12 protein-coding genes and 2 pseudogenes are annotated in these 11791 nt (G+C 36.9%); 3 read left to right on the forward strand and 11 right to left on the reverse strand.

Annotated elements, in window-relative coordinates:
* Positions 1-15 precede the first annotated feature (15 nt).
* The 8 genes from HMPREF0819_RS02905 to HMPREF0819_RS02940 form a co-directional block, all read right to left on the reverse strand.
* Positions 16-762, reverse strand: coding sequence for an amino acid ABC transporter ATP-binding protein (locus tag HMPREF0819_RS02905; RefSeq protein WP_272868972.1), 747 nt, complete (start codon positions 760-762; stop codon positions 16-18).
* A 5-nt stretch (positions 763-767) separates the two neighbouring features.
* Positions 768-1445, reverse strand: coding sequence for an amino acid ABC transporter permease (locus HMPREF0819_RS02910; RefSeq protein ID WP_004232076.1), 678 nt, complete (start codon positions 1443-1445; stop codon positions 768-770).
* Positions 1405-2052, reverse strand: coding sequence for an amino acid ABC transporter permease (locus HMPREF0819_RS02915; protein ID WP_004232077.1), 648 nt, complete (start codon positions 2050-2052; stop codon positions 1405-1407). The genes HMPREF0819_RS02910 and HMPREF0819_RS02915 overlap by 41 nt, the downstream gene beginning before the upstream one ends.
* 251 nt (positions 2053-2303) lie before the next feature.
* Positions 2304-3062: an amino acid ABC transporter ATP-binding protein gene (locus HMPREF0819_RS02920; protein ID WP_033153694.1), complete on the reverse strand. Its 759-nt coding sequence runs from the start codon at positions 3060-3062 to the stop codon at positions 2304-2306.
* Positions 3063-3082: 20 nt separating this feature from the next.
* Positions 3083-3763, reverse strand: a complete 681-nt coding sequence (locus tag HMPREF0819_RS02925; protein ID WP_004232079.1) for an amino acid ABC transporter permease — start codon at positions 3761-3763, stop codon at positions 3083-3085.
* Between the two features lie 10 nt (positions 3764-3773).
* Positions 3774-4466 (reverse strand): amino acid ABC transporter permease, encoded by a 693-nt coding sequence (locus tag HMPREF0819_RS02930; RefSeq protein ID WP_004232080.1) that lies wholly within the window; start codon positions 4464-4466, stop codon positions 3774-3776.
* Between the two features lie 9 nt (positions 4467-4475).
* Positions 4476-5354 (reverse strand): transporter substrate-binding domain-containing protein, encoded by an 879-nt coding sequence (locus HMPREF0819_RS02935; protein ID WP_004232081.1) that lies wholly within the window; start codon positions 5352-5354, stop codon positions 4476-4478.
* A gap of 51 nt (positions 5355-5405) precedes the next feature.
* Positions 5406-6410: a uroporphyrinogen decarboxylase family protein gene (locus HMPREF0819_RS02940; RefSeq protein ID WP_174221173.1), complete on the reverse strand. Its 1005-nt coding sequence runs from the start codon at positions 6408-6410 to the stop codon at positions 5406-5408.
* Positions 6411-6993: 583 nt separating this feature from the next.
* Here HMPREF0819_RS02940 and HMPREF0819_RS02945 point away from each other — a divergent pair.
* Positions 6994-7908, forward strand: coding sequence for a LysR family transcriptional regulator (locus HMPREF0819_RS02945; RefSeq protein WP_044023290.1), 915 nt, complete (start codon positions 6994-6996; stop codon positions 7906-7908).
* A gap of 61 nt (positions 7909-7969) precedes the next feature.
* The gene (locus HMPREF0819_RS02950; RefSeq protein WP_044023291.1) at positions 7970-8815 is read left to right on the forward strand and encodes an aldo/keto reductase; all 846 of its coding nucleotides are present in this window, start codon (positions 7970-7972) and stop codon (positions 8813-8815) included.
* Positions 8816-8851: 36 nt separating this feature from the next.
* On the opposite strand, the gene HMPREF0819_RS02955 is transcribed toward HMPREF0819_RS02950, so the two are convergent.
* The 3 genes and pseudogenes from HMPREF0819_RS02955 to HMPREF0819_RS02965 all read right to left on the reverse strand — a co-directional run bounded on the left by HMPREF0819_RS02955 (position 8852) and on the right by HMPREF0819_RS02965 (position 11395).
* Positions 8852-10075, reverse strand: a complete 1224-nt coding sequence (locus tag HMPREF0819_RS02955) for an ATP-binding protein (protein ID WP_004232088.1) — start codon at positions 10073-10075, stop codon at positions 8852-8854.
* A gap of 7 nt (positions 10076-10082) precedes the next feature.
* Positions 10083-10763, reverse strand: a complete 681-nt coding sequence (locus HMPREF0819_RS02960; RefSeq protein WP_004232090.1) for a response regulator transcription factor — start codon at positions 10761-10763, stop codon at positions 10083-10085.
* A gap of 15 nt (positions 10764-10778) precedes the next feature.
* Positions 10779-11395: pseudogene (locus HMPREF0819_RS02965) on the reverse strand (GTP pyrophosphokinase).
* Between the two features lie 233 nt (positions 11396-11628).
* On the opposite strand from HMPREF0819_RS02965, the pseudogene HMPREF0819_RS09290 reads away from it, so the two are divergent.
* Positions 11629-11791: pseudogene (locus tag HMPREF0819_RS09290) on the forward strand (ISL3 family transposase); the annotation flags it as partial.

Genomic DNA, 11791 nt, shown 5'->3' on the forward strand with positions numbered 1-11791 from the left:
AATTTTATTACCTATTTAACCAACTGTAGAAAAATTAAAGACATTCAAGAAATCACGCGCACGTTGAGTTCTTGGTTGCCTGAAAAATAATATCGCATCACTTTCTTCTACAATTTGTCCTTTTTCAAGAAAAATCACACGATCTGCTATCGCTTTTGCAAACTGTAGCTCATGCGTCACAATAATCATTGTCCTACCTTCATGTGCAAGTTCCCCAATCAACTCTAAAACTTCTCTAACCATTTCAGGGTCAAGTGACGCTGTAACTTCATCAAATAGAAGCACTTCAGGATGTAAAAGTAAACTTCTCACAATAGCAACCCTTTGCATCTGACCGCCAGATAACTCGTGAGGGTAACTATTTTCTTTTCCTTCTAAACCAACTCGCTTAAGTAGTTTTAATGCCTCACCCTTCACTTCCTCTACTGACCTTTTTTGAACCTTTACTGATGCTAATAAAAGATTTTTTAGAACTGTTAAGTGTGGGAAAAGGTCGTAGGATTGAAATACCATGCCGATTTTTTGGCGAACAAGAGGAAGATTTTTAGACTCTTTTAAAATTTCCTTGCCTTCAAGTTCAACTCTTCCTGCTTGAATTGGTTCCAAGCCATTGATGCAACGAAGTAATGTTGATTTTCCACAACCTGACGGACCTAGAATGACTAAAACTTCACCCTCTTCAACGGAAAACGAAACTTGATTGAGAATCTTTTGCTCGCCATAAGATTTTTCAATATCTTTAAGTTCTAAAATTGTTGTCAAATGATTCACTCCTTCCAACGTTTTTCTAAATAAACTGACAATCTCGAGATTGGAAAACAAACAGCAAAATACATCATAAAGATTAAGCCATAAATCCAAATTGCGGTGCTAGGTACCGTCAAACGATTAGCTTCAATAATCTCTTGACCAACTTTTACCACTTCGACAACACCAATCAAAACAATTAATGACGTTGTTTTAATCATTCGTGTCATTAGGTTAACCGCTTGGGGTAATAATTGTCGTAAAATTTGTGGCATAACAACGTAAATGAATAACTGTCGATTGTTTAATCCCAGAGCAAAACCACTTTCAATTTGGTATTTTGGTAGTGATGTCAACGCTCCGCGAACAAGATCTCCCATCTCAGCTGTCCCCCACATTGAAAAGACAATAAGTGCTGCTACTTCACCAGATAAATTGAGATTAAAAGTTCTAGCTAAACCAAAATAAACAAGAAAGAGCAAGACTAATTGTGGCATGATTCGAATAAATTCTAGATAGATTTGTGAAATAAAGCGAATCACTCTAAAGTGTGAAATCATTATAAAGCCAAACAAGAATCCTAAAACCACTGAAATAAGAATGGACACTAGGGAAATATTAATCGTAACTAACAGTCCTTTAAGGAGTCGCAAAAGATTATTTCCCTGAAACAGCACCTGGAGTCCTGAAACCTGCATGATGCAACCTCCTTTCTAGTACCCTTGCCAATAGTGAAATCGGTAAAAGAATAATCAAGTAAGCAACTACCAACATTAACAACGCCTCATCGGTCTCATAATACAGTCCAATCAAATCCTTAGCAATGTACATCAAATCAGCAAGTGCAACAATTGAAAAGAAAGACGTCTCTTTGACAAGAAAGATGATATTAGCAACCAACGACGGAAGTGCAACTGCGATTGCTTGAGGAAGGATGACATAAAAAACATTCTGAAGATGTGATAATCCGATGCTCAAACCAACTTCATACTGTCTTTTGGACACTGCTTCCAACCCTGAACGAAATGACTCCGCCATGTAAGAACCACCTAAAAAGATTAGACCAACAATCGCACAAAGCTCCGATGGTAAAACCACTCCAACTTTAGGCAAGCCATAATAGAGAAAATAAAGCTGTATCAAAAGCGGTGTGTTACGAGACAATTCAATATAAATTTGGCAAATTTGACTTAAAATAGCTACATTGTAGTACTTAATCAAACTAATGAAAAAGCCTAGAATAATCGCTCCCAAGATGCCAAATAGAGCCAAACGAATCGTAAGCACCAAAGCTTGTTGATACAAGGAATATTCTCATAAACAAAGCCCAATCTAACATAATATTCCTCCAAACGTTATAAAGGTATAAAGAATTCTTCTATAGTCGTGTACTCTAAATATTTTATGCTGTGCCATAAATATTTTTTATAGCACAACACTTAAAAAGAAGCTGAAATGTATCAGCCTCCTTTTGTTTAGGTAATTAGTTCAGTTGATAAAACCAGTCATAACATAGCTTTTTACTTCTTCTTTTTCAATAATCTCATAAGAGCCATCTATATCACAGGGTCAATATTTAATTCTGGAATAATTCGTGTCAAGAATTGTTTGGTACGTTCTTCTTTTGGTCGTGTGAAGAATTCTTTCGGGTCACCTTCTTCGATGATATGCCCACCTTCCATAAAAATAACGTGCGTTGCGACATCACGCGCAAAACTCATTTCGTGAGTAACTACCACCATTGTCACACCCTCTTTAGCAAGTTCTTTCATGACATCAAGAACATCACCGATTAATTCTGGATCGAGTGCAGACGTTGGTTCGTCAAAAAGAATGACCTCTGGTTTTACCGCAATAGCACGCGCGATTCCAATACGTTGTTGTTGACCACCTGATAATTGGCTTGGGTAAAAATCTCTTTTTTCTAACAAACCAACCTTTTTTAACGCACTCTCAGCAATCGGAATGGCTTCTGCTTTTGGAACTTTTCGCGCGATGACTAAGCCTTCTAAAATATTTTCAAGCGCTGTTTTGTTGGCAAATAAATTATAATTTTGAAAGACAAAGGCTGTTTTTTTGCGGATTTCAAGCACATCTTTGCGATTAATTTTTGCCAAATCATATGTCTTTCCATCCAACTCTAGCTGACCTGAATCTGGCGCCTCAAGATGGTTTAACGTTCTCAAAAAAGTTGTCTTTCCTGACCCAGATGGCCCTAAAATGGCAACAACATCCCCTTTATTGACCGTCAAACTAATCCCATCTAAAACTTTCTTTTCTCCAAAAGATTTCTCAATATTTTTAACTGTTAGCATAACTTCTCCCATCATTTCTCTCAACCAATCTGAGCACGTTTTTCCAACACTTTAAAAGCATATTGAATCAACCCACAAATCACAATATAAATCACAAAAATAACAAAGTAGGATTCAAAATAATGATAGCCGTATGCTGCCTCAACCTTAGCAATCGCCGTTATATCTTTTACTGTCATTACAAAAACAAGAGAGGTACCTTTAACTAGATTAATGACAAGATTGCAAAGATTAGGAAGAGCTTGCTTAATAGCTTGTGGAAAAATAATCCTCAAATAAGCTTGCTTTTTCGTAAGTCCTATAGCAAGTGCTGCTTCTAGTTGCCCTTTATTAACCGTCAAAAGACTCGAACGAATAATCTCTGAAAGACTGCCTGTGGTCATAAGTCCAAAAATGACAAAGGCGTAATAAATAGGATTGATGTCAAAAACGTTAAAACCAGAAGCTTTCAATACTTGATTAATCAAACTTGGAAACAGGCTGTAAAAAAATAAAATTAACAAAATCGGCGGCGTTGAGCGAATAAAAGCAAGATAAACCACTGAAAATCCCGTAACACCTTTTACTTTGTGAATACGCCCCAATGCTAGAAAAAGTGCCGGAAAAAAGCTGATAAGAATTGAAACAATCATAATTCCTAAAGTGACCGGAATTCCTGCAAGAGCCTTGATAAACGTTTCTGAAATATAAGAAAAATCCATAATCTCCTCCTTAGCCCTTTTCGGTATTCAATTCATTTTCAGTCACATGTGCAATAAAAGATAAGAAGAAGGCTAAAACCCAGTAAACAATAGCAACTGCTGTATAAGTTTCAAGAGAATAATTTCCCATATTTCTTGAAATGATGAGATTTCCTTCTCCCATTAAATCAACTAACCCAATCGTATAAGCAAGTGCAATATCTTTTAAAAGATTAATAATAGCTGTCACAATATTTGGAAGTGCAATTCGAAACGCCTGCGGTAAAAGAATTCTAATGAAGGTTTGATATTCTGTCAGACCAATACTGAGTCCAGCCTCTAATTGCCCCTTAGGTAGAGCTTGATAAGATGACTTAAAAACTTCAGAAATACTTGCACCAAATAGCAAAGTCATTGCCAAAATGACAAATACCGCACGAGACCAGCCATTCACATCGATGCCAAGCCACCATTCAATAAAACGAGGTAAACCATAAAAAACCAAAAAGATAAGCACAATAGGTGGCGTACATCTTAAAATAAAGACATATCCTCTTGCAAAAGAGGATAAGCTTTTTTCACCTGACAACTGTGACCAAGCCAAAAAAAGTCCTAACAGGCTTCCAAATAAAATGGTCAATACTAAAACCCATAAAGTCAGAGGTAAAGCTGATAAAATTTCCGGAAGAAATGTTATCACACGAGACGGTTCATAAGAAACCATAGGCACCTCCTAATCTGTTACATAACTAAAGACATCTTCTCCAAAGTATTTTTCTGAAAGTTTTGCAATCGTACCGTCTTCCTGCAATTCTTTAACTGCTTTGTCATACTCTTTTACAAATGCTTTGTTAGTTGAATTTTTGTGAATCAACGGATAAGTTTCAATTCCCTTATATGGGAACCAAGTTAATTGATCAGCATATTGATGATAAGCACCATCTTCGTCTTGAACAGCTTCTTCAAATGACAACTTGATTGAGAAATAAGCATCGTCACGTCCTTCAAGAACCCAAGCATAGGCATCAGCAACAGAGAAACTTTCTGACTCAGTCAATTCAATCGGATTTTTAGCTTTCTTATTGTATTCTTGAATCACATTGTATTGAGCATTTTGAGGGGAAATTGGCACTAACTTACCACCGTTTTTTGCAAAAGAATCAATATCTTTGTATTTAGATTCGTCCTCTTTTCGAATAGCAAAGCCAATAACACTTGCACCGATGGCTTCATCAGGAATCACAAATTTTTCAGCACGTTCTTCAGTGTACCAAGCACCTTTGACACCAATATCATATTTGCCAGATTCAAGTCCAATCAACAAATCTTCATCACTTGTTCCAGTGTAATCGAATTTATAGTTTTTCAATTTTTCATCAACAGCTTTCAATACCGCAACTTCAAAACCATCGCTATCACCTTTTTCGTTGATATAATCATATGGAACATAGTTTTGCGTGTGAGCGACTTGCAAAGTTGTCACTTTTTCAGAGCTTTCTGATGAACTATCTGCACTTGCTGAATTTTTCCCTGTCAATTGACGTCCAACAATAGTTGCTGCAACAAGAGCTACGATAACGCCTCCTGAAATAATCCATTTTTTCTTACTCATATAACTCTCCTTTTTCTTTTTACCTAAAACTTTCCTTGATTTCTGAAATCTCTAAAATCCGACGGCTTCTTTGACCCAAGCAATACGCTCAGCTGCAATGTCATTTGGCACTGTGCAGTCAGCTCCAATAACTACACCTTTTCGACCTATTTCATCAAGAATTTCTCTAACTTTATTTTGAATCGCTTCTTTGCTGCCTTGATAAAGTAAGTCATTTTCGGTATTTCTAAATCCGCCAAGAACTGTCTTCCTGCCAAATAATTCACGACCTTCTGATAAACTAACACCTTCCAATTCAACAGCCCAATTAATCACATCAGCAGGATAACCAGTATAGTAAGAAATGTCATTTGTCGCACCTTCGTAACCGCAAATGTGAAGAATATTTGTGCCACCTGAGCTAATAGCTCGATTCAAGATATGAAGTTCACCTGGCTTAATAACATGGTCATATTCCTTACGACTCAATCGTGAATCTTGCAAATTTTGAACACTGAGATAAATACCATCAACACCTGCTTCTTCAATCAAACGTTTCGTTAACAAGCCAATATCAAAAGCAATCACATCAAGAACTGTCTTTGTCAACTCAGCATCTTCTTTGATAAAATCTTCGATAATCGTATCACCATTACCACCTTTTCCTGCGAGATGCCACTTGAGATAAGTCGTGGGGGCAAAAATATTATAAAAAGAGGCAATGTCTTCTGGAAAATCGTCACGGATTTTTTTAGCGAGCTCAATTTGCTTTTCAATCCATGGATGATTTTCACCGATTGATGTGATACCTTCGAGTTCTTTAATGGAAGTAATTCCTTCACGAATTTGTTCGTTTGGATAAGTGAAGAAACCATCGCTCATGATTTTGACAAAATCAGGATTAACGTCAGCGACAAATTTTTTGTGACCAGCAATATTTTTATTAAAAATTTCTGGATTAAAACCATCACTTCGTTCCTCATCAGTTGTAAAGTGATACCAGAAGCCGACTGGAACCTTGTCAACTGGTTCATTTTTAAATGCCTGTAAAACCCATTCTCTTTTTGTTGTCATAATGTCATCTCCTTTGCAATTGGTATGGCAATTATACTATCACGCTTTAGAAAACTTGAAAAATCTATTTTATTTATGCTTGGTCATAAAGATTAGTTATGACCTTAAAAAATTATAATGACACAAAAAAGAAGCTGAGCACTTTTATCCCAGCTTCTTTTACTCGTAAGGTAGATGTGTTAAATTTCTTAGACTATCTAAAAAAACAATATCTTCCTTTTCAATATGTGAAGAGATTTTATTAGTTTGATAGGCTTTGAAGGAAGAATATTTAAAAAATATTAGAAGAGATATGACAAGAACAATTGTAACAACGATTGAACTATTTCTTAAGCACTTTTCTGTAAAGAGCATTAACACATCACCCCCGAGAAGCTTCCTAGGCTCATTGTAGCAAACTTTCACATATTTGAAAAATCTTTATTTTTTATGACTAGCCATAATATTGGTTAATAATTAGATTGTTTTATCACTGGCTATAGGATTTTTTTATCAAGACTTTAAATATTTTTATCAGAATATTGCTGATTTTTTAATTTGATTCAATTATAATAATATCAATTATTTCAAGAAAGGATGATGTTTTATAAATTTCCAACAATGTCGTTATGTTGAAGTCGTCGCTCGTGTAGGGTCTTTTAGTCAGGCTGCCAAGGAATTATATATGACTCAGCCCAACTTGTCATGTTCGATCAAGGATTTGGAAAATGAGCTTGGTGTTCAACTGTTTACTCGCTCAAACACGGGAACGCGTTTAACAGAGGACGGGCATGATTTTTTGAAATACGCCAAACGTATCATTGGTGAGCTAGATTTGTTGCAACAACGCTATCATGACCAATTCAAAAAAAGCTTTACGGTTGCTTCTCATCACTATGACTTCTTATCAATTCCCCTTGCCAAAGTCGCTCAAGAATTCAAACATAACTACCAAGAATTTCATACCATCGAAACAAGTACTAAAAAAATATTAGACAGCGTAGCATCTTTTGAAGCTGATTTGGGAATTATTTACCTAGATGATGAAAATAAGCATAGTTTAAAATCAGCTCTGGAGCACCATGAACTCGAGTTCACTTCACTTGGTGACTTTCCAACACGTATTTTTCTTAGACGGAATCACCCTTTGGCAAGTAAAACTGTCATTTCTGAGAGTGACTTGAAAGGCTATAATCAAATTCGTTTTCGTCAAGAGCAGTCTGGGCTCAATTTTGACGAAGACGTACTTGAAATTCATGATAAACAACATATTCTCTACAGCAACGACCGTGGAACTGTGATGAATTTATTGTGTGCAACCGATGCTTACGCTTCTGGTCTTGGAATTGTCAATAGCTTTGTTCGAGATCAAATTGTTCTTATTCCTCTAAAAAACAGTCCAAAGCACACACTTGGTTATGTGACCAATAAGAAGAAAAAATTGGCGCCAATCAGCCAAAGTTTTATCAATGAAATCAAACTTAGCTTAAATGAATTCGCTGACCATAGCAATATAGTTTGAGACAAATTTTTTTACCATGAAAGTCTTTTATGCTAGAATCAAGGAAAAAAGGAGAATTAGCATGGAATATAAAACTCTAAATAATGGTGTCGAAATTCCCAAATTGGGATTTGGTGTTTGGCAAATTTTCGACCAAGCTGAGTGTCAAAAATCTGTTGAAGATGCTCTTGAAGTCGGCTACCGCCTTATCGATACTGCTGCTCTTTACAAAAACGAAGAAGCCGTAGGTCAAGCTATCAAAGCTTCTGGTATCAAACGTGAAGATGTTTTCATCACAACAAAAGCGTGGATTAACCAGCTTGGCTACGATGAAACCCAAAAAGCATTTGAAACAAGTCTTAAAAAACTAGGGACAGATTATCTTGACCTTTATCTCATTCACCAACCTTATGGTGACACTCATGGTGCTTGGCGTGCAATGAGTGAACTTTACAAAGAAGGTCGCATTCGTGCCATTGGAGTGTCAAACTTCTCAACTGGGCGCGTGACTGACTTTGCAGTCAACACCGATATCGTTCCTGCACTAAATCAAATCGAACTTCACCCATACAAGCAACAAACCATTCTTCGTGCGACAAACCAAGAACTCGGTGTTGCTACCCAAGCTTGGAGTCCTTTTAACCAAGGAAAAGATGATATTTTTAAAGACGCTACGCTCAATAGCATCGCTGAAAAATACGGCAAGTCTGTCGCTCAAATCATCCTTCGCTGGCAAATTCAAAACGACATTCTTACCATTCCAAAATCAGTTCACATCAACCGTATCAAAGAAAATTTTGACGTTTTTGATTTTGAACTTACCCAAAACGACCTTGATACCATCGCTAAACTTGATCATTTTCCAAACAACTACGGACCAAACGAAAGTCTCGAACAAGTCAAACGCCTGTCAGGATTTAGTGTTTGAGGACTAAAAACCAGCTAGTTTAACTAGCTGGTTATTTTATATGCTCACCACAAATGTAATGGTATCATCTTTATAGTTCACAGAGATATTTCCCTTAAAGAGTTTCACCATGGTTCGTGCCATAGAAAGTCCGATGCCGTAGCCAGATTTCTGGTTATTATGCGACTCGTCTTCACGGTAAAAGCGTTCGAAAAATTTGCTGTAATCAATGTCTTTACCTTCAGCATAAGTGTTTGAAATTTCAAGTTTTGCTTTAGATAATCTTCCCTTACTCAAGACAACTGAAACTGTACCACCTGGGTCACAATATTTATTGGCATTATCGACGAGAAGCATAACCAACTCAAACAAAGACTTTTCTTCAGCCTTGACGTGAATATTTGGCTGAATGTCCATGACGAAATTCTTGCCATCTTTGATAACTGGTCCTTTGAAATCTTCTGCAGCATCTTCTGCAATCTCTGAAAAATTCAAATCCGTTAGCACAACTTCAGGCTGTTCTTCTAAACGCGCCATAGCAACCAAACCATTAATCAGACCAGTCATGCGCTGAATCTGGTCATTAGTAATTTTTGTCCATTCAGACTCACCATTCATCAGCTCAACAAGTTCATTATTAGCTGAAATGATGGCAAGAGGCGTCTTTAATTCGTGCCCAGCATTTGTGATAAAACGGCGCTGCCTTTCATAATTTCTGATAAATGGCTTAATGACCTTCCCAGAGACAATCGAAATCACCAAGACAAAGAAAACAAAACTAATTCCCGACATCCAAACTGACAAATGCACCAAAGTCATGTTGTCGTTAAATTGATTGGTCGAGTCAAGAACGACGATTGATTTTACCCCCTTGTCCTCTGTCACCAAATAAGAATAGGTGTGGTGATTGAACGAAAAATCATCTCTTGTGTTTCTAGACTTGCTCGCCTTAACAAGAAACTCTTCTACTTGCTGGTCAGACAAATCTGAAATATTACTTGAATTCATGGAAATAATATTGCCATTTTGATTGATTTTCGCACTAAAATAACGGTATTGAAAGAGTGTGTCTGTCGAAACGGTGTCACCAAGCTCACTTGTCGTCTTAGAAATACTTGGAAAACTACCTCCGTTATCTGCTAATAAATTCAAGATTTTATTAATCTCATCTACTGTCTGAACATGGCGTGCTGAATTTAAAACCCCAACAACCGAAAACAAGACAAGTAGAATCGCTAAAGATGCAATTGCAATAAACCGTATCCGAAGTTTCCGAAACATAAGCCACCTACAATTCTCTTAACTCGTAGTCCCCCATTTCCTCTCCTTCAATCACGAGATTTGTCCCAATAGCTTGAAGTTTCTGGCGAAGGTAGGAAACATATATAAAGACATAACCATTATCAATATCAGGGTCATCCTTATCTGTTGCCCATACGTGATTAAAAATTTGGTCGGTTGATAATTTTTTCCCTGGGTTCAACATGAAGAATTCAAGCATTTTTGCTTCTTTACCAGCTAATTGAATCGTATTTTGGCTAGCAAGTTCCTGCTCACCGACATTTAAAGTAGCACTACCCAGTTTTAAAATATTTGAAGTGAAAGCTGTATCTACACGACGTGACATTGAACGAAGTCGCGCGAGCAACTCCTTCAACGAAAAAGGTTTCGTAAGATAATCATCAGCTCCTGCATCAAGCCCCGTCACACGGTCATCTATTTCTGACATAGCTGTCAGCATAATGATATGAGCTTGATTGCCACTCTGGCTAATTTCCTGCACCGCCTCAATTCCAGACTTAATGGGCATCATGATATCCATGACCATAACGTCATATGCATTTTCATTTGCCTGATCAATCGCAGCTTGTCCATCATAAACAGAATCAACATCATATCCTTCATGTGTCAACGCTGTTGTCAAAACACGATTCATCTGAACTTCATCTTCTGCAATCAAAACTTTCATCGCTCTCTCCTTAGGTTAATCACTTTCCTGAATCAAATTACGAATGGTTTGCAGGGTCAAATCACACGATGCTAACTCATCTGCGCAGCGTTTTAACTCACGTGCAATTCGTTTTGGGTGTTTGATATCATGCTTGTATTTCATTTGATGTTCTAGTCTCGCCCAAGAATCCATAGCAATCGTGCGAAGCTGAATTTTAATGAAGTATGAGCCTTGCTCATTCCAAAGACAGTCAGGATATGGTGTCTCCACTTCTACGATCATGTGATATGAGCGGTAGCCATTTGGTTTAGCATTTTTGATGTAGTCTTTTTCAGCAAGCACTTTGCAGTCATCAAATTGTCGAATAAGTTCAGCCAGAGTATAAATGTCATCGACAAACCCACAGACAATTCGAAGACCAATGCTGTCACGAATTTCTTTTAAAGCTGACTCAGTAGTCACTGGGAAATTTTTTCGTTGGCATTTTTCAACCATACTCTCAGGCGTCTTCACACGCGCCACAAAATGCTCAAATAACTTATATCCTGTCGCCTGCTTCGCCCCTTTATTTTTTTCTTGAATACGCTTGCTAAAATCCTCTAAAATCAAAGGAAGATACTCACATATTTTCCATAAATTGTATCTGTCATATTATTTCCTAACTAAGTGATATCTCAATTATAGCAAAATTCCTTAAAATAAAGATAAATCAAGCTATCGAGACAAATGAAAAGCCGGTCTATCCAGCTTTTTTATTTTTAAGGCTCTATAATTTCTGTAGTGGGTAATGCCACTTTGGAGATTATAGGACTTTTTTGAGTATAAAAAAAGTCCCATAAGACTTATAATGAAAAGCGATCAAACCATTATTAGAAAGTATCTTATGGAACAGATTAATAATACCACAGAACTCATCGGAATTAAAGACAATAATATTACCATTCAAAAGGCTCTTGATGGTGGCAGCCACCGTGAAATCTACGCTAAACTAGATTATACGCCTCCCTTGTGCCCTCATTTCCAAGGGACAATGATTAAATATGATT

Origin of the sequence: Streptococcus equinus ATCC 9812 (assembly GCF_000187265.1) — a bacterium.
Taxonomy (GTDB): Bacteria; Bacillota; Bacilli; order Lactobacillales; family Streptococcaceae; genus Streptococcus; species Streptococcus equinus.

What these genes read in the sequence shown, in the direction of transcription:
- HMPREF0819_RS02920 (WP_033153694.1), bottom strand. Translation starts at nt 3,062, where the DNA reads ATGCTAACAGTTAAAAATATTGAGAAATCTTTTGGAGAAAAGAAAGTT.
- HMPREF0819_RS02930 (WP_004232080.1), bottom strand. Translation starts at nt 4,466, where the DNA reads ATGGTTTCTTATGAACCGTCTCGTGTGATAACATTTCTTCCGGAAATT.
- HMPREF0819_RS02950 (WP_044023291.1), top strand. Translation starts at nt 7,970, where the DNA reads ATGGAATATAAAACTCTAAATAATGGTGTCGAAATTCCCAAATTGGGA.
- HMPREF0819_RS02960 (WP_004232090.1), bottom strand. Translation starts at nt 10,763, where the DNA reads ATGAAAGTTTTGATTGCAGAAGATGAAGTTCAGATGAATCGTGTTTTG.
- HMPREF0819_RS02955 (WP_004232088.1), bottom strand. Translation starts at nt 10,075, where the DNA reads ATGTTTCGGAAACTTCGGATACGGTTTATTGCAATTGCATCTTTAGCG.
- HMPREF0819_RS02910 (WP_004232076.1), bottom strand. Translation starts at nt 1,445, where the DNA reads ATGCAGGTTTCAGGACTCCAGGTGCTGTTTCAGGGAAATAATCTTTTG.
- HMPREF0819_RS02935 (WP_004232081.1), bottom strand. Translation starts at nt 5,354, where the DNA reads ATGAGTAAGAAAAAATGGATTATTTCAGGAGGCGTTATCGTAGCTCTT.
- HMPREF0819_RS02925 (WP_004232079.1), bottom strand. Translation starts at nt 3,763, where the DNA reads ATGGATTTTTCTTATATTTCAGAAACGTTTATCAAGGCTCTTGCAGGA.